This window comes from Streptomyces diastatochromogenes (assembly GCF_002242805.1).
Lineage (GTDB): Bacteria > Actinomycetota > Actinomycetes > Streptomycetales > Streptomycetaceae > Streptomyces > Streptomyces diastatochromogenes.
Genome location: NZ_MCGQ01000029.1, coordinates 64,431 through 81,743, shown reverse-complemented (window position 1 = coordinate 81,743; position 17,313 = coordinate 64,431). Strand labels below are relative to the sequence as shown.

The following is a 17,313-nucleotide window of genomic DNA, read 5'->3' as shown; positions in this document are numbered from 1 at the left end:
CCTCATAAGGTGACCTGAACATGTGAGGAAGGGGGGCCGAGCGGTGGTCAAGCGGACGCAGCCCGCACCGAACGGGGACGCCTCGACCGTACGGGACGTCGCCGCGCGGGCCGGGGTGTCCGCGTCGACCGTCTCGCGGGTGCTCGGCGGCACCTACCCGGTGGCCGCGGCGACCCGCGCCCGGGTCCTCAAGGCGATGCGCGAGCTGGACTACGTGGTCAACGCGCACGCCCGCGCGCTCGGCGGCGCGACCAACAACACGGTCGCGTTCGTGGTGGACGACGTCACCGGCCCCTTCTACGCGCACATCGCCCGCGGGGTGGAGGAGCAGGCCTCGGCGGAGGGCCGGCTGTGCATGCTGTGCACCACGCACGGCGACCCGAAGCGCATCCTCGCCGTCGTCGAGACCATGCGCGAGCAGCGCGCCGACGCGGTGATCGTGGTGGGCGGCGCCTGGGAGGACAAGGCCTACCAGGACCGCATGACCCACTTCGCGCACGCCCTGGACCGGGCCGGCTCCCGGCTGGTCCTCGTCGGCCGCCCGCCGCTCGGGCCCGGAGTGCCCGCCACGGTCGTCGACTACGACAACGAGGGCGGCGCCTTCGCCCTCACCACCCACCTGCTCTCCGCAGGTCACCGCCGCGTCGCCTACCTCGGCCGGGTCCCCGGCCTGTCCACCAGCGCCCAGCGCATCAGCGGCTTCACCCGGGCCCACGACCTCCTCGGCCTGGCCCCCGACCCCCGGCTGATCGTCGACGGCCCCTTCTCCCGCTCGTACGGCTACCAGGCAATCCGTGAACTCCTCGCCTCGGGCCCGGAGTTCACCGCCGTCTTCGCCGCCACCGACATGATCGCCACGGGCGTGATCCAGGCCCTGCGCGAGGCCGGCCGGCGCATTCCGGACGACGTGGCGGTGGCGGGCTACGACGACATCCCGGTCGCCCGCGACGTCTACCCCGCCCTCACCACGGTCCACGTCCCCCAGGAGGAACTGGGCCGCGCCGCCGTCCGCCTCGCCCTGCACCGCGAGGAACTGCCCGACAGCCAGCATCTGGTGCTGGGCACGCATGTGGTGCTGCGGGACTCGACGCGCAGAGCGGAGTAAACAGCAGCGGTACTGTCGTGGGGGGTTGTGATGAGTGTTCGGAGCTGTGCGTCGTTCCCCTGGCTTGCGGGCCTGACGATGCCCCTGGCCGGCGCTGTGGGGCTCGGTGTGGTGCTGACGTCCGCCTACCGGGGCACCGACGCCTGGCTCGTCTGGAGCTGTGCCGCGGTCGCGCTGGCTGCCGCGAGCGGCGCCGCCTTTGTCCATGGACTGCGGCGCTGGGCAGAACTCGCCGCGCTCGGTGACGTACCGCCGCAGGTGGTGGCCCGGCCGTTGGTCCTGCTGTATGCGATCAGCGGCGCGATCCTGGTCGTGCTCCTGCTCGGGGATCTCGCCCACGCCTGGCGGGCACTGGTGCTGATCGCGCTCGCCGGCCTGGGGCTCGCCCCCGGGGCGGCCACCATGGTCGGTGTCGGTCATGTGGCGCGCATCCGCGCCGACACCGCCCCCGCCGCACCCGGACTCCAACTCGGCACTTTGATCTCGGCCGGACGTCTGCTGCAGTCACTGCTGACCGTCATGGGCGGGATCGTCGCCCTGCTGGTGATCGCTGAAGCCACCAGCCAGCGCATGCACGAGCAGACCAGCATTGAGAGCACTCTGGTCTTCGGAGCCGGCAGTTCCGCGCTCGTTGCGATCGTGTACGCGCCGGTGGCGGCGAAACTACGTCAGCGCGGTCGCGAACTGGTCGACATCTGCCATCCGTTGGGGCCGCTGGCACCCGATGAACTGGCCGATGCCCTGGACAAACGTTCCCGGCTGGAAAGCGCTTTGGGTGTGGATCGCACCGCCTTCGGTGACATCCAGACCAACCTGGTCGTCGTCGGTCCGCTCCTGGCGGGTGCGGCGTCCGCCTTCCTGTCTCGACAGTAGTGCGGATTTCGTTGTCTAGATGACTTTCATTTGCGGAATCCGAAAAATATCTGGCCGTATCGTGGCTGTTTCGGTAGCTTCCGCTGCATGCCCTCTGAAGCCTTCTCTGCTCGACTCCCCGAAACCGACCGCACCCGCCACCGCCGCCTCCGCGAGCAGGGCAGCCTGGAGCGGGCCGATCTGGACGCGATCCTGGACGCCGGGTTCGTCTGTCACCTGGGGGTGGTGGTCGAGGGGCGGCCGCTGGTCGTGCCGACCGTGTACGGGCGGGACGAGCGGCAGCTGTACGTCCACGGGTCCGTGGCCAGTCGCAGCCTGGCCGGTGATCTCCCGGTCTGTGTCACCGTCACGCACATCGACGGACTCGTGCTCGCCCGGTCCGTCTTCGAGCACGGGGTGAACTACCGCAGTGCCGTGATCCATGGCGACGCCCGCAAGGTCACCGACCCGGAAGAGAAGCTGGAGGGGCTGCGCCGGCTCACCGAGCACGCGACGCCCGGGCAGTGGTCGTACGCCCGGCGGCCGAACCGGAAGGAACTCGCCGCCACCACGCTGCTCGCGCTCTCCCTGGAAGAGGCCTCCGTCAAGATCCGTACCGGCGCTCCCGACGACGGTGACGGTCCCGACGCGGAACTCGGCCTGTGGGCCGGGGTCCTGCCGCTGACCTCCGTCTGGGGCGAGCCCGTCGCCGACCCGGCGCTGCCGTCCGACACCGCCGTACCGGGGCACATCGCGCGGCGTGCGGGGACCCGGCACGGCTGACGCGGGGGCAGGGGCATACGGTGAGAGGCGAACGCCTGAGCCGGGAGGAGATTACGGATGGGCAGTCGCACCGCGCTGGTCGAGGATCTGATGGAGCGTTTCCCGCATGTGCCACGGGAGGCCGTCTTCAAGGAGGACCTGCTTCGCGGCGGCGTCGCCTTCGACCCGTCGGCCCTCAGTGACAACGAGAGCGGCGAGGTCAAGCCGAAGTCGTACTTCATCTTCTCCTTCGACCACGGCACCCTGCCCGAGCTGGGCGAGGCCGCGCTGCGCCGGCCGCCGGAGGAGATCATCCTCACCGGCGGCCCGTACGACCTGCGGCGGACCGTGGTGTCGGTCCGCGTGAACCCCGCCTCGCCGTACCGTGTGGCGGCCGACGAGGAGGGGCTGCTCGGGCTCTACCTCGACGGGAAGCGGATCGCCGACGTGGGCGTGCCGCCCATGCCCGAGTACTACCGGCACACCCTCTCCAACGGGAAGTCCGTGATGGAGGTGGCCCCCACCATCCAGTGGGGCTACCTGATCTACCTCACCGTCTTCCGGGTCTGCCAGTACTTCGGCGCCAAGGAGGAGTGCCAGTACTGCGACATCAACCACAACTGGCGCCAGCACAAGGCGGCCGGGCGGCCGTACACCGGGGTCAAGGACGTCGAGGAGGTCCTGGAGGCCCTGGAGATCATCGACCGGTACGACACCCAGAAGGCGTCCACCGCCTACACCCTCACCGGCGGTGCGATCACCAAGACGGTCGCCGGGCGCGACGAGGCCGACTTCTACGGGCACTACGCCAAGGCCATCGAGGAGCGCTTCCCGGGGCGGTGGATCGGCAAGGTCGTCGCCCAGGCGCTGCCGCGCGACGACGTGCAGCGGTTCAAGGACTACGGCGTGCAGATCTACCACCCCAACTTCGAGGTGTGGGACCGCCGGCTGTTCGAGCTGTACTGCCCCGGCAAGGAGCGGTACGTCGGCCGGGACGAGTGGCACAAGCGGATCCTGGACTCGGCGGAGATCTTCGGCGCGCGCAACGTGATCCCCAACTTCGTGGCGGGCGTGGAGATGGCCGAGCCGTTCGGCTTCACCACCGTCGACGAGGCCATCGCCTCCACCACCGAGGGCCTGCGCTTCTTCATGTCGCAGGGCATCACGCCCCGCTTCACCACCTGGTGCCCGGAGCCCACCACCCCGCTCGGCAAGGCCAACCCGCAGGGCGCGCCGCTGGAGTACCACATCCGGCTGCTGGAGGCCTACCGGGCCACCATGGACGAGTTCGGCCTCTCCTCGCCCCCCGGCTACGGCCCGCCCGGACCCGGCCGCGCGGTGTTCTCCGTCAGCTCCTTCATGGACAGCCTGCCGGCCGCGGAGCCGGCGGAGGTGTGATCCGCACGAGTTTTCCGACGGGACGTTGAGTCGCACGGCGCCCGCATCCGTATCAGAGGCCGGAGTTGTGGTCCTGGGCGGATGCGGTCACGTCGCGCGACCTCGTGGTCACCGGATTTGAATACGGCGCTTGTCAGTTGTGGCGATGACGTGAAAGGCTCCTGCCGCCGCGAGGTTCCCCCCAACTCCATTTCCTCTATGGTGAGTTGACCTCGCACGTGGATGCAGGAGTCCCATGCCCGACCTGCCGACCCCCCAGGACGCCACCGAGGCCGCGCTGTTCTCGGAGTGCTGGGACGCGGTGCTCTCGTACGCCGACCTGTGCACCTCCGGCTCGCTGACGGCACATCAGCTGGCGACCGAGGCATTCACCCTCGGCATGCGCGAGGTACGCGCCGCCGGGACCGTGCCCGCGCGCGGCCCCGGCCGACGCGCCGCCCGGCTGCCCATGATCCCGGAGCTGCTGACCGCCGTACGCAACACGGCCGCCGGCTGGGAGGCCGACGGCGACGGGCACAAGCTGGATCCCGACCTGAGGCTGTGGCTCAACTCCGGCCAGGCCGCCCGCTACACCGGCCCGCCGCTGCAACGCCCGGTCGCGCTGCGCGGCCTCAGGGACATGCAGGACGCGGACGCCTCGCTGCTGTGGCTCGCCGAGGTGGAGGCGCTGCCGCTGCCGACCGTGGCCCGTCGGCTCGGTCTCGACCCGGCCACCGTCGCCGAGGAACTCGACCAGGTCCGCGGCCTGTTCCGGGACCGCTGCCACCGCGCGCACGTCGACACCCCGATGGACGCGCAGTGCCGCAGCTACGCCCGCCTGCTGGACGCGGTCACCCGCTCGCCGGCCGCCGACACGCCGGGCGACCTCTCCCGGCACCTCGCCACCTGCGTCCAGTGCGCCGAGGCCGCCGCCTGTCTGCGGCTGCACGGGGGCGGGCTGCCCGCCGCGCTGGCCGGCGGGGTCGTCGGCTGGGGCGGCCTCGCCTATCTGGAGCGTCGGCGCCGCGCCGCCGAGGTCCGGCTCGGCGTGGGCCGACCGGGCGCGGCCGAGGCCGACGGCGGCGACCCGAAGGAGAAGGAGGGCCGCAGCCGCGTCCTGCGCAACGGCCTGCTCGCCGCCGCCGTCCTGCTGTCGGTGCTGGCCCTCGGCGTGTCGATGATGCCGTTCGGCGACTCGGGCGGCTCCGGCGCATCCGGCGGCTCCGGCGACGACAAGGCGGTCGCCGCCAGCGACGACCGTCAGCCGGTCGTCGACCCCACCGCCTCCGGCACCGCCGCCACCGCCGCCGACCCGACCCCCTCCCGCACGCCCTCCACCACCCCTTCCCCGACCGCCTCCAAGGGCAAGTCCGACCGGAAGAACCCCGACCCCGAACCCCAGGGCACCTCCGCCGCCACCACCGGCAGCGGCGGTCCGAGCCGTACGACCGACCCCGCGCCCACCTGCCGGGTCGACTACAACCTGGACAGCCAGTGGACCGACGGCTTCCAGGCCACCCTCACCGTCACCACCGGCAAGGCCCTCAGCGGCTGGCAGGTCGCCTGGAGCTTCCGCGACGGCCAGCAGGTCGGTCAGATGTGGGACGCGACGGTCCACCAGAACGGCTCCCGCGTCACCGCCACCGCCGCCGACTACAACAAGTCCGTGGCCGCGCACGGGACGTTGACGTTCGGCTTCCTGGCGTCCTGGCAGGGCAAGAACCGGGTGCCGTACGCCTTCACGCTCAACGGGGCGGCCTGCGCGACGAGCTGACGGCGGGCGCCGAGGCGTCCGCGACCGGTGCCGTGAAAATGCGTTGACGCGAGGCGCCGGAGGCGGGCTACAGTGATCAAGCACGCCGAGGTGGCGTGGGTACGTACGAGCTGAGCGAGGAGGTGTCGACCGATGGCTGTCACTGTGCTGGGCGCTGCCCTCATCCAGGAACTCCTCAAGTCCACCTCCGTGGCCGCCGGCTGACCGACCTGCGCTGTACGCGCCCGCCGGGGCCACCCTTGTGAAGGGTCTCCCTTGACTTCCAGCTCCGCTGTTTTCACCGCGCTGGCTCCCTACGGCTGGGACGACGCCTGGGCCGACGCGTTCACCTCGTACGAGTCCGAGGGGCTGCTGCCCGGACGGGTGGTCCGGGTCGACCGCGGTCAGTGCGACGTGGTCACCCCGGGTGGTGTGGTGCGTGCCGACACCGCCTTCGTCACCCCGCACGACCCCCTGCGGGTCGTGTGCACCGGCGACTGGGTCGCCGTCGAACCCGGCGGCAACCCCCGCTATGTGCGCGCGTATCTGCCGCGCCGCACCGCCTTCGTGCGCTCCACCTCCTCCAAGCGGTCCGAGGGGCAGATCCTCGCGGCCAACGTCGACCACGCCGTCGTCGCCGTGTCCCTCGCCCTCGAACTCGACCTCGGGCGCGTGGAACGGTTCCTGGCCCTGGCCTGGGAGTCCGGCGCACAGCCCGTGGTCGTGCTCACCAAGGCCGACCTCGTGCCGGACCCGGTGACGCTCGCCCACCTCGTCCAGGACGTCGAGACGACCGCGCCCGGTGTGCCCGTGCTCACCGTCAGCGCCCTGCACGGCGACGGCCTCGACGTGCTCGTCTCCCTCGTCGGCTCGGGCACGACCGTGCTGCTCGGGCAGTCCGGCGCGGGCAAGTCCACCCTCGCCAACGCCCTCGTCGGTGAGGACGTCATGGACGTCCAGGCCGCGCGTGACGTCGACGGCAAGGGCCGGCACACCACGACCACCCGCAACCTGCTGCCCCTGCCCTCCGGGGGCGTGCTCATCGACACCCCCGGGCTGCGGGGTGTCGGGCTGTTCGACGCCGAGACCGGGGTCGGGCAGGTGTTCTCCGAGATCGAGGAACTGGCCGAAGAGTGCCGCTTCCACGACTGCGCGCACGAGACCGAGCCCGGCTGCGCGGTCCGCTCCGCGGTGGACAGCGGTGTCCTCCCGGCCCGCCGCCTGGAGAGCTACCGCAAGCTCATGCGGGAGAACCAGTGGATCGTCGCCAAGACGGACGCCCGGCTCCGCTCCGAGATCCGCAAGGACTGGAGGCGCAAGGGGGCCGAGGGCAAGGCGGCGATGGAGGCCAAGCGGGGGCGGTGGATGTAGCGGCCCCGGGGTGAGGGTGAGTTCCTGGCGGGCGGCTTCGGCGCCCGCCAGGAGCCGTAGTGCTGCGCCGCGAGCGATGCATCTGTTCTCTATCGTTGATGACGATTCCCGTCATTGATGTAGAAATAGACCATGAAGAGGCGTTTCGGCCTGTTCGAACGCAGTGTCGCGGGACAGGTGTTCGTCCTGCAGCTCGTCATCCTGCTGCTGGTCGGCGCGGCGGCCGTGACGGCCCTGGTGCTGCAGGCCCAGCAGGCGAGCCTGGCCGAGGCACGGGAACGCTCGCTCGCCGGTGCCGAGACCTTCGCGAACGCCCCGGGCACGCTCGACGCGATGCGCTCCGCCCACCCCAGCGCGCTGCTGCAGCCCCGGGCCGAGGCGGCCCGCAAGGGGTCCGGCGTCGACTACATCGTGGCGTTCAGCCCGGCCGGATACCGCTGGACCCATCCCGACCCGCGCCTGATCGGGAAGCATGTGACCGGCACGTACGGCGAAGCGCTCGCCGGGCATCCGCACACCTCGACCTTCGAGACACCCGTGGGCCAGGCGGTGGACTCCACCGTCCCGGTCCTCGACAGCCGCGGCAAGGTCGTCGGGCTGGTGGCCGTCGGCATCACGGTCCGCAGCGTGCACGCGCGCGTGGCACAGCACCTGCCGCTCGTGTTCGGCGCCGCCGGCGGTGCGCTGCTGCTGGCGACCGGCGGGTCCGCGCTGGTGAGCAACCGGCTGCGGCGGCAGACCCGAGGCCTGGAGCCGGCCGAGCTGCGCCGCATGTACGACCACCACGACGCCGTTCTGCACGCCGCCCGCGAGGGCGTGCTCATCGTCGACGAGGACGGCTGGCTGGTGCTCGTCAACGACGAGGCACGGCGTCTGCTCGACCTGCCCGAGGACGTGCGCGGTCGCCGCGTCACCGACCTCGGCCTGGAACCGGGCCTCGCCGCCCTGCTGGCCGACGGGCAGCAGGCCACCGACGAGGTGCGCGAGGCAGGCGAGCGGATGCTCGCGGTGAGCGTACGGCCGACCGCACCCTACGGCGGCCCGCCCGGCAGCGTCGTGACGCTGCGGGACACCACCGAGCTGCGGGCCGTGACCGGCAAGGCCGCCGTGGCGGAGCGGCGGCTGAGACTGCTGTACGACGCCATGACCGGGATCGGCACCACCCTCGACCTGGAGCGGACCGCGGAGGAACTCACCCGGTTCACCGTCCCCCGGTTCTCCGACTACGCCAGCGTCGACCTGGTCGACTCGATCCTGCGGGGCGGCCACGAGCCGGAGGGCACGATGATGCGTCGTACGGCCCTCACCGGCATCCACGAGAACCATCCGCTGTACCCGGTCGGCAAGCTCATCGACTTCGGCTCCGCGACCCCGCAGGCGATCGGTTTCGGCACCGGTGAGCCCGTCCTGGAGGCGCACCTGCCCGACCTCACCGGATGGCAGGAACAGGATCCCGTCAACGCGCGCCTGATCCTCGAACACGGCATCCACTCGATGATGGTGATCCCGCTGCGCGCCCGCGGCATCCTCATGGGCGTGGCCAGCTTCTGGCGCTCCGAGCGGCCCGAACCCTTCGAGGAACAGGACGTGGCGGTCGCCGAGGAGCTGGTGGCGCGGGCCGCCCTCGCCATCGACAACGCCCGCCGCTACACCCGCGAGCACACCACCGCGGTCACCCTGCAGCGCAGCCTGCTGCCGCGCGGTGTCCCCGAGCAGTCCGCGCTCGACGTGGCCTACCGCTATCTGCCCGCGCAGGCCGGGGTGGGCGGCGACTGGTTCGACGTCATCCCGCTGCCGGGCGCGCGCGTGGCGCTGGTCGTCGGCGACGTGGTCGGGCACGGGCTGCACGCGGCGGCCACCATGGGCCGGCTGCGCACCGCCGTGCACAACTTCTCCGCCCTCGACCAGAGCCCGGACGAACTGCTGGCCCACCTGGACGAGCTGGTCAGCCGTATCGACAGCGACGAGACGGGCGACCAGAACGGCGGCTCGGCCATCACCGGCGCCACCTGCCTCTACGCCCTTTACGACCCCGTCGCAGGGCGGGTCACGGTCGCCCGGGCCGGCCACCCCGGGCCCGCCCTGGTCCTGCCCGACGGCACGGCCGCCTACCCCGACGTCCCCGTCTCCCCGCCCCTGGGCCTGGGCTTCGGCATGCCCGTGGAGGCGCGCGAGCTGGCCCTGCCCGAAGGATCGCGGCTGGTGCTGTACACCGACGGGCTGGTGGAGGACCGCGACCGGGACCTCGACACGGGTCTGGAGCAGCTGCGCGCCACGCTTGCCGGCCGGCCGGGCCGTACCCCGGAGGAGACCTGCGCGGACATCCTCGGCGCGGTGCTGCCGGCCCGGCCGAGCGACGACGTGGCCCTGCTGGTGGCCCGCACCCGGCTGCTGGACCGCGACCGCATCGCCGAATGGGAGGTGCGCCCCGACCCGGCGGCCGTGGCCCCGGTCCGCGCCGCGTGCGCCCGCACCCTGGACGGCTGGGGGCTCACGGACATCGGATACACCACCGAGCTGATCCTCAGCGAGCTGATCACCAACGCGATCCGGTACGGCTCCCCGCCCATCAGCGTCCGGCTGCTGTACGACCGCAGCCTGGTCTGCGAGGTCTCCGACGGCAGCAGCACCTCCCCGCACCTGCGCCAGGCCGCGGTCACCGACGAGGGCGGCCGCGGTCTGTTCCTGGTCGCCCGGCTCGCCGCCCGCTGGGGCACCCGCTACACGGCCCGCGGCAAGGTGATCTGGGCGGAGCAGTCCCTGCAGGCGGACCGGCACGAGCCCACGCAGACGGCCGACGACCTTCTGGACCAGTGGGACGACTCCGCCCTCTAGGGGCCTGCCTGTGACCAGCTGCACGTCCGATTTTCGCCAGACCGCCCCGCCGCCGCGCCCCACACTGGAACACGTGATGGACGAGGACACCAGGTACGAAGCGGTGCGCAGCCGGGACGGACGGTTCGACGGGGCGTTCTTCTTCGCCGTCGAGACGACCGGGATCTACTGCCGGCCCAGCTGCCCGGCGGTCACCCCGAAGCGGCGCAACGTGCGGTTCTTCCCGACGGCCGCCGCCGCGCAGGGCTCCGGATTCCGGGCCTGCCGGCGGTGCCGGCCGGACGCCGTGCCCGGGTCCGCCGAGTGGAACGTCCGCGCGGACGCCGTCGGCCGGGCCATGCGCCTGATCGCCGACGGGGTCGTCGACCGCGAGGGCGTCGCCGGCCTCGCCACCCGGCTCGGCTACAGCGCCCGGCAGGTGCAGCGGCAGCTCACCACCGAACTCGGCGCCGGACCCGTGGCGCTCGCCCGCGCCCAGCGCGCGCACACCGCCCGGGTCCTGCTGCAGACCACCGACCTGCCGATCACCGAGATCGCGTTCGCGTCCGGGTTCGCCAGCGTGCGGCAGTTCAACGACACCGTCCGCGAGGTGTACGCCTCCACGCCCACCGAGGTACGGTCCGCCGCACCCCGGGGCAGGGGCGCCCGCCGGGCCACCCCGAGCGCGGGCATCCCCCTCCGGCTCGCCTACCGCGGCCCCTACCAGGCCGCCGCCGTCTTCGACCAGCTGGCCCGGGAGGCCGTGCCCGGCGTCGAGGAGGTCGGCGGCGCTCCCGGTGGCCGTATCTACCGGCGCACCCTGCGGCTGCCGTACGGCACCGCGCTCGTCGCCGTGGAGGAGCGCACCCGGGGGCCGAAGGCGGGCGGCGGCACGCATCCGGGCGGCTGGCTCGACGCGCGCCTGCACCTGACCGACCCACGGGACCTGACCACCGCGGTGCAGCGGCTGCGGCGGCTGTTCGACCTCGACGCCGACCCGTACGCGGTGGACGAACGGCTCGGCGCCGACCCGCGGCTCGCCCCGCTGGTCGCCGCCCGGCCCGGGCTGCGCTCGCCCGGCTCCGTCGACCCGCTGGAGCCCGCCGTTCGGGCGCTGGTGGGGGTGGCCGGTGCGGAGGACCTGGTCCGCCGGTACGGCAAGGCGATCGACGCCCCCTGCGGCAGCCTGACCCACCTCTTCCCGGAGCCGGCCGCCCTCGCCGAGGCCGACCTCGGCGGACCGCTGGGCGCGCTGGCCGCCGCCCTCGCCGACGGCACCCTGCGTCTGGACCCCGGCGCCGACCGCGACGACGCCCAGCAGGCCCTGCTCGCCCTGCCCGGCCTGGCCCCGTCCGTCGTCGCCACCCTGCGCGCCCGCGCCCTGGGCGACCCCGACGTGGCCCCACCCGGGGCTGACGTACCCGACACCTGGCGGCCCTGGCGTTCCTACGCCGCCCAACATCTGCGCATCACGGGAGAGTTGAGCCACTGATGGAAGCGACCTACTGGACCGACCTCGACACCCCGCTCGGCCGGCTCCTGCTCACGGCCGACGCGGACGGCGCCCTCACCTCCCTGTCCATGCCGGGCCAGAAGGGCGGACGTACCGTCCAGGACGGCTGGCGACACGACCCCGGCCCCTTCCGCGCGGCCGACGAACAGCTCACCGCCTACCTCGCGGGCGAACTCAAGGAGTTCCACCTGCCGTTGCGCACCCACGGCACCGAGTTCCGCGAGCGGGTGTGGGCCGCGCTCGACGCCGTGCCGTACGGCGGCACCACCACCTACGGCGAGATCGCCGCCCGCATCGGCGCCCCGCGCGCCGCCGTCCGCGCCGTCGGCGGAGCCATCGGCGCCAACCCCCTGCTCATCGTGCGCCCTTGCCACCGGGTCATCGGCGCGGACGGCTCGATGACGGGGTACGCGGGAGGACTTGAGCGCAAGGTGTGGCTGCTGAAGCTGGAGGGGGCACTGCCGGTCTGACACCCCCTAGGCCGACCGGGTGGACCGGTGCGCATCTTCCGGTGCCGTGCGGCGGGCGTGTGGGACGGTCGCCTGCGACGGGCACGGGAAGGGCGGGCGCAGGCATGGGCAAGGTCGGACGGGTCGTCGTAGCGCTTCTGCTCGCGGTGCTGCCGGGTCCGACGGCGACGGCCGCCGCCCGGCCCGCGACGCCGGTGTGGACCGGCAGTTGGGAGACGGCCCCCTCCGGCACCGCCCCCGCGCTGCCCGGTGCCGCCGTCCGCAACGTCGTCCACCTCAGCGTCGGCGGCACGGCCGTGCGGGTCCGGCTCAGCAACCGGCTCGGCACCGCGCCCCTGCGGCTCGGCGCGGTCACGGTCGCGCTGCGCCGGGGCGCCGGGCCGGACGCGGTGCTCGGCACCCTGCGCACCGCCACCTTCGGCGGCGCCCCGACGGCCGTCGTCCCGGTGGGACGGGATCTGGTCACCGACCCGGTCCGGCTGCCCGTACCGCCCGCCGCCGACCTGCTGGTCACCGTCCTCACCCCGGTCGACTCCGGGCCGGCCACCTATCACCGCACCGCCCTGCAGACCAGCTACCTCGCCCGTGCCGGCGCCGGTCACCCGGCCGACGTGGACGGCTCCGCGTACACCACGGCCATCGGCTACTGGTACTACGTCACCGGTGTCGACGTCCTCGGCACCGGCGCGGGGAGCGTCGTCGCCTTCGGTGACTCCCTGACCGACGGCAACGGCTCCACCGCCGACACCAACCACCGCTGGCCCGACCGGCTCGCCCACCGCCTGAGCGGCCACCGGCTCGGCGTCCTCAACGCCGGCGTCGCCGGAAACCGCCTGCTGCGCGACGGCGTCGGACCGAGCGCCCTGGCCCGCCTGGACGCCGACGCCCTGGACCGGGCCGGGGTGCGGGCCCTGATCGTGTTCGTGGGCATCAACGACATCAAGGGCAGCCCCGAGGCGAACGACCCCGCCGCCTTCGCCGCCGCGTACCGCACCCTCGTCGCCCGCGCCCACGCCCGCGGCATCCGGGTCGTCGGCGTCACCCTCACCCCCTACGGGGGCTACCCCGCCTACACCCCGGCCCGCGAGGCGGTACGGCAGCGGGTCAACGCGTTCATCCGCACCGGCGGCGCCTTCGACGCGGTCGCCGACGCCGACGCCGCCGTACGCGACCCGGCCGCGCCCCAGCGCATCCTGCCCGGCTACGACCCCGGCGACCACCTGCACTTCAACGACGCGGGCATGAACAGGGTGGCCAAGGTCGTGGCGCGTGCGCTGGGGCCTGTCTGACCATTCCCGCCTGCGGCGCGGCGCCCGGCACGCACGCAAGCCACTGAGCGCTCCGCGGGATGTGTCGTCAGCCGTCAGCCGTCAGCGGCGCCGTCGTGGCTGGTCGCGCAGTTCCCCGCGCCCCGGGGGACCACCATCGCCGCCGTCGGCCGACCGTCAGCCCCACACCACCGCCCCCAGCCACGCCCCCGCGATCAGCAGGCACGCGAACAGTTCGGCGAGGACGCTGGAGCCGCCCGACCGCATCGTCGTGCGCAGCGCGGCCATCGCCTCGCCGTGCCGGCCCAGCCGCAGCCGCTCGTGCAGGTAGATCCCGGCCATGAAGCCCGGCAGCGCGCCCACCACCGGGATCAGCAGGAAGCCCAGGAACGCGCCGGCCCCGGCGTACACCGCCATGCGAGGGGTGGCGCCGCTCGCCCGCAGCCGGCGCGGCGGCAGCGCCCAGCGCACCACCAGCGACAGCAGCAGCACCCCGGTGGCCCCCACCAGCACGCCCCAGGCCACCGGCTGCGGGTCCTGCAGCGCCCACCACAGCACCGCGGCCCACACCAGCCACGACCCCGGCACCCCGGGCACCAGCACTCCGCACAGGCCGAGCACCAGCACCACGCCGACCAGCAGGAGTTCCCACGCTCCCATCTGCCCAGAGTGCCGGAGGACGGAAGAACCCGCAGGTCACCCGGAGCCGCCTTCGCGGGACACCCAGCCCCGCTCGTAGGCCTGCCAGCCCAACTGCAGCCGGGTCGTCACCCCGGTCAGCTCCATCAGCCGCTTCACCCGGCGCTGTACGGTCCTGAGGCCCAGGTCGAGCTGCTTGGCCACGCTCGCGTCGGTCAGCCCCGCCAGCAGCAGCGACAGCACCTCCAGATCGGTGACGTCCGGGCCGTCCGGCTGCTGCTCGATCACCCCGGACGCGCCCAGCCGCAGCGGCAGCGCCTCGCGCCACACCGACTCGAACAGCCCGGCCAGCAGCTCCAGCAGACCGCTCGCGTGCACCACCAGCGCGGCCGGCTCGGCCGTCCGTGAGGTCAGCGGCACCATCGCGAGGGAACGGTCGGCGATCACCAGCTTGGTCGGCACCCGGTCCACCACCCGTACCCGCTCGTCCCGGCCGAGCGCGGCCGTCAGCTCGGTGAGCCCGTTCGGCAGGTCCAGCACCGCGCGCTCCACCACCACCCGGTAGCGGACCCCGCGCCCGGCCGCCTGCTCCTCCGCGTCGTTCTCCGTCCCGGAGACCACCACCGGGTTGCCGGTGACCAGCGCGCACACCTCCTCGGCGGCGCCCAGCTGGAGCTGCAGGAAGCGCTGGGCGACCGCCGAGGCGCCGGTCACCACCTCCACCAGGTCGTGCACCTCCGGCTCGGCCGCCGCCGCCCGGTACTCCTCGGCCAGCAGCGCTGCCGCCAGCTCCGCCTGCTCCAGCTCGTGCCGCTGCTGGGTGAGCAGCGCTCCCAGCGCCACGCCGGGCGGGGCCGCCACCCAGCGGCCCGGCCGCGCCGGGGACTGGGCCGCCAGGCCCTGCCGCTCCAGCCGGCGCAGCGCACGCTCGGTGTCCGGCTCGGCCAGCGACAGGCGCCGGGCCAGATCGGCCACCTCGGCCGCGCCCACGGACACCAGAGCCCGGTACGCCGACTCGTGCGTCTCGTCCAGGCCTATCGCTGCCAGCATCGGCCCACGTCCCTCCCCTGAGAACCAGCCGTCCACGCCGTACGGTCTGGCGGAAACCGGCCACGGCACAAACCCGCCGCCGCACATCATCGCCGTACCGCGGGTGACTCTGCCAAGGTGGGGCCATCGAAGGACGTTGGCCGTGCACACAATTCACAGCCGCGTCCCAGGAAACCAAGCCACAATCACGCCATTCGACCGGCGCCCTCGGCGACCCGGTCGCGTGAGACGGTGACCCGGGCCCGCACGTGCGCGAGCGCACGAGGGGATGCGGGGCCGGGTCACTCACGATGTCGCCGGGCGGCCCTCCCGTGGGGGGTGGGGTCGCCCGGCGGCCATCAACCGCCGTTCCTCGTACGGCTGTTCGCTCTATCCCTCGACACGCCGTTCGAGCCGGCCATGTGCGCCGGATTTTCCTGATGCCCCGTTTTCATCCGGCCCCTGCGGTGGACAATTAGGGGCATGAGCCAGCAGGGGGGAAGGCCCACCCGTCACGAGGACGACTGGTGGGGGCAGCTGTACGACGACTCCACCGAGGACACGGGCCCCACGGCCGCACCCGACTCCCTGGACGACCGCTTCGCCTCGGCGAAGAACACGGTGGCGGGGCAGCCGGGCGGGACGCCGGGGCACACCGGGGGCACGGCGCCGGAGACACCGCGCCAGGAGCCGCCTCGGGAGCCCGCGGTACCACCACAGCGCGCCGCACCACCGCCGCCCAGTCCGAGCCCGTCGACTCCGCCCAGCCGGCGCGCCCCCTGGGAACCCCCGCCTGCCGACGCGGGGGCGCCCGGGGCTTGGCCGCCCGTGGCGGGCAGGGCCGACAGGCGGGCAGAGAAGGCGCCCGCACCGGCCGGGGACGTCGATCCCGAGGTGCCCGGGGCCTGGCCGCCCGTGGCAGGCAGGGCCGACGGACGGGTGGAGGAGGCGGCTGCATCGGCCGGGAGCGCCGAATCCGGGGCGCCCGGGGCCTGGCCGCCTGTGCCGGGCCGAGCGGACGGGCGGGCAGAGAAGGCGCCCGCACCGGCCGGGGACGTCGATCCCGGGGCGCCCGGGGCCTGGCCGCCTGTGCCGGGCCGAGCGGACGGACGGACACAGAAGGCGCCCGCACCGGCCCGGAGCGCGGAAGCCGAGGTGACCCGGGCCTGGCCGCCCGTGTCGGGCAGCGCAGAAGGACAGGTGGAGAAACCCGAACCGGCGCCCGCCGACCGGTCCGCCGTACCGCCCGAGCCCGACCCGACCTCCGAGGCGTCCGAGCGCCCCGAAGCCTCCCGGCCCCCGGTCGCCGGCTTCGCAAGCGCGCCTCCCGTGGCCACTCAGCTCGACCTCCCCGCCACCTCCGCTCCACCCCCACCCCCCTCCTCCCTCGACTACGTCGGCTCCGGACCCCCCACCTACGACCCCGAGCCCACCGCGCTCCCCGTCGCCGATCCCGATGAACTCGGTGATCTGGTCGCCGACACCGTGCTGGACGGTGCCCGGTACGGGTCCTCCACGTTGCGGGCCGTGTCGCTGCGCGGGGACTCGGCGCGGTACCGGGGGGAGCCGCGCCGGGACGCCCTGCTCACCGCGCGGTTCGGGACGGGGGAGCAGGCGCTGGTGCTCGTCGCGATGGCGACCGGCGCGCGGGCCACGCCGGGTGCGCACCTGGCGGCGGCCGAGGCGTGCTGGCTGATCGGGCGGGCCGTGGGCCGTAGCCATCAGCGGCTGGTGGCGGACATCCGGGCCGCCCGGCGCGGCGACCTGAAGTCGGGGCTGCACCGGCTGACCGACCGCAGTCTCGGCAAGCTGCGCGCCAGCGCCGTCGAGCAGGACCTGGACCCCGAGGACTACTCGGCGAGCCTGCGCTGTCTGCTGCTGCCCGCCGACCCCGACTGCCGTACCCGGGTCTTCTTCGGTGTCGGCGAAGGGGGCCTGTTCCGGCTGCGGGACGGTGAGTGGCAGGACATCGAGCCGCGGGTGTCACCCGCCGACACCACCGGCGAACCCGTCCTGGGCTTCGGCTCCCCGCCGGCCGAGACCCCCGAGGGCGATCGCCTCACCATGGACCTCGGCATCCCGACCCCGCCGAGCCCCTACGAACCGGCCCCCGAGCCGCCGCGCGAACCCTTCCGGTTCCGTGCCTCGGTAGCCCGCCCGGGTGATGTGCTGGTGATGGGCACCGGAGGCCTCGCCGACCCGCTGCGCGGCGAGCCCGCCCTCTGCGCCTACCTGGCCCGCCGCTGGTCCGGCCGTACCCCGCCCGGCCTCGCCGCGTTCCTCGCGGACACCCAGGTGCGGGTGAAGGGCTACTCGGACGACCGTACGGCGGCGGCCGTTTGGGAGGCGTGACCGCGGCC

The 17,313-nt window shown here is 73.7% G+C and carries 13 protein-coding genes; 11 read left to right on the top strand and 2 right to left on the bottom strand.

Annotated features, from left to right (window positions below; all coding sequences use genetic code 11):
• The first annotated feature begins 43 nt into the window (after positions 1-43).
• The 10 genes from BEK98_RS30405 to BEK98_RS30360 all read left to right on the top strand — a co-directional run bounded on the left by BEK98_RS30405 (position 44) and on the right by BEK98_RS30360 (position 13,306).
• Positions 44-1,105 carry a LacI family DNA-binding transcriptional regulator gene (locus tag BEK98_RS30405; protein ID WP_094219915.1) on the top strand — a complete coding sequence of 354 codons (1,062 nt, stop codon included), beginning with the start codon at positions 44-46 and terminating at the stop codon, positions 1,103-1,105.
• A 108-nt stretch (positions 1,106-1,213) separates the two neighbouring features.
• Positions 1,214-1,978: a hypothetical protein gene (locus tag BEK98_RS30400; RefSeq protein WP_143684183.1), complete on the top strand. Its 765-nt coding sequence runs from the start codon at positions 1,214-1,216 to the stop codon at positions 1,976-1,978.
• An 87-nt stretch (positions 1,979-2,065) separates the two neighbouring features.
• On the top strand, positions 2,066-2,740 hold the full coding sequence (locus BEK98_RS30395; RefSeq protein WP_094219913.1) for a pyridoxamine 5'-phosphate oxidase family protein: 675 nt from the start codon (positions 2,066-2,068) through the stop codon (positions 2,738-2,740).
• A gap of 57 nt (positions 2,741-2,797) precedes the next feature.
• Positions 2,798-4,117, top strand: a complete 1,320-nt coding sequence (locus BEK98_RS30390; protein ID WP_094219912.1) for a radical SAM protein — start codon at positions 2,798-2,800, stop codon at positions 4,115-4,117.
• Positions 4,118-4,352: 235 nt separating this feature from the next.
• On the top strand, positions 4,353-5,870 hold the full coding sequence (locus BEK98_RS30385) for a cellulose-binding domain-containing protein (protein ID WP_094219911.1): 1,518 nt from the start codon (positions 4,353-4,355) through the stop codon (positions 5,868-5,870).
• Between the two features lie 255 nt (positions 5,871-6,125).
• Positions 6,126-7,220 carry a ribosome small subunit-dependent GTPase A gene (gene rsgA / locus BEK98_RS30380; protein ID WP_094219910.1) on the top strand — a complete coding sequence of 365 codons (1,095 nt, stop codon included), beginning with the start codon at positions 6,126-6,128 and terminating at the stop codon, positions 7,218-7,220.
• A gap of 132 nt (positions 7,221-7,352) precedes the next feature.
• A complete protein-coding gene (locus BEK98_RS30375; RefSeq protein WP_094219909.1) occupies positions 7,353-10,055 on the top strand; it encodes a SpoIIE family protein phosphatase/ATP-binding protein in 2,703 nt (900 codons plus the stop codon).
• A gap of 76 nt (positions 10,056-10,131) precedes the next feature.
• Complete coding sequence (locus BEK98_RS30370; protein ID WP_208643280.1) at positions 10,132-11,526, top strand: DNA-3-methyladenine glycosylase 2 family protein; 1,395 nt, start codon at positions 10,132-10,134, stop codon at positions 11,524-11,526.
• Positions 11,526-12,017, top strand: a complete 492-nt coding sequence (locus BEK98_RS30365; protein ID WP_094219907.1) for a methylated-DNA--[protein]-cysteine S-methyltransferase — start codon at positions 11,526-11,528, stop codon at positions 12,015-12,017. Before BEK98_RS30370 ends, BEK98_RS30365 begins: the two co-directional genes overlap by 1 nt.
• A gap of 104 nt (positions 12,018-12,121) precedes the next feature.
• Positions 12,122-13,306: a GDSL-type esterase/lipase family protein gene (locus BEK98_RS30360; RefSeq protein ID WP_094219906.1), complete on the top strand. Its 1,185-nt coding sequence runs from the start codon at positions 12,122-12,124 to the stop codon at positions 13,304-13,306.
• Between the two features lie 156 nt (positions 13,307-13,462).
• Here the strand turns inward: BEK98_RS30360 and BEK98_RS30355 are convergent, their stop codons facing one another.
• Together BEK98_RS30355 and BEK98_RS30350 are read right to left on the bottom strand one after the other, a co-directional pair.
• Positions 13,463-13,945, bottom strand: a complete 483-nt coding sequence (locus BEK98_RS30355) for a DUF456 domain-containing protein (RefSeq protein WP_094219905.1) — start codon at positions 13,943-13,945, stop codon at positions 13,463-13,465.
• Between the two features lie 36 nt (positions 13,946-13,981).
• On the bottom strand, positions 13,982-14,974 hold the full coding sequence (locus BEK98_RS30350) for a helix-turn-helix transcriptional regulator (RefSeq protein WP_094219904.1): 993 nt from the start codon (positions 14,972-14,974) through the stop codon (positions 13,982-13,984).
• Between the two features lie 462 nt (positions 14,975-15,436).
• Between BEK98_RS30350 and BEK98_RS30345 the strand changes: the two genes are divergently transcribed.
• On the top strand, positions 15,437-17,305 hold the full coding sequence (locus BEK98_RS30345) for a protein phosphatase 2C domain-containing protein (protein WP_094219903.1): 1,869 nt from the start codon (positions 15,437-15,439) through the stop codon (positions 17,303-17,305).
• The last annotated feature ends 8 nt before the right edge of the window (positions 17,306-17,313 follow it).

Bases quoted from the DNA above. Each gene is read 5' to 3' on its own strand.
- BEK98_RS30395 (WP_094219913.1), top strand. From the start codon at position 2,066: ATGCCCTCTGAAGCCTTCTCTGCTCGACTCCCCGAAACCGACCGCACC.
- BEK98_RS30355 (WP_094219905.1), bottom strand. From the start codon at position 13,945: ATGGGAGCGTGGGAACTCCTGCTGGTCGGCGTGGTGCTGGTGCTCGGC.
- BEK98_RS30345 (WP_094219903.1), top strand. From the start codon at position 15,437: ATGAGCCAGCAGGGGGGAAGGCCCACCCGTCACGAGGACGACTGGTGG.
- BEK98_RS30350 (WP_094219904.1), bottom strand. From the start codon at position 14,974: ATGCTGGCAGCGATAGGCCTGGACGAGACGCACGAGTCGGCGTACCGG.
- BEK98_RS30375 (WP_094219909.1), top strand. From the start codon at position 7,353: ATGAAGAGGCGTTTCGGCCTGTTCGAACGCAGTGTCGCGGGACAGGTG.
- BEK98_RS30370 (WP_208643280.1), top strand. From the start codon at position 10,132: ATGGACGAGGACACCAGGTACGAAGCGGTGCGCAGCCGGGACGGACGG.
- BEK98_RS30365 (WP_094219907.1), top strand. From the start codon at position 11,526: ATGGAAGCGACCTACTGGACCGACCTCGACACCCCGCTCGGCCGGCTC.
- BEK98_RS30385 (WP_094219911.1), top strand. From the start codon at position 4,353: ATGCCCGACCTGCCGACCCCCCAGGACGCCACCGAGGCCGCGCTGTTC.
- BEK98_RS30390 (WP_094219912.1), top strand. From the start codon at position 2,798: ATGGGCAGTCGCACCGCGCTGGTCGAGGATCTGATGGAGCGTTTCCCG.
- BEK98_RS30360 (WP_094219906.1), top strand. From the start codon at position 12,122: ATGGGCAAGGTCGGACGGGTCGTCGTAGCGCTTCTGCTCGCGGTGCTG.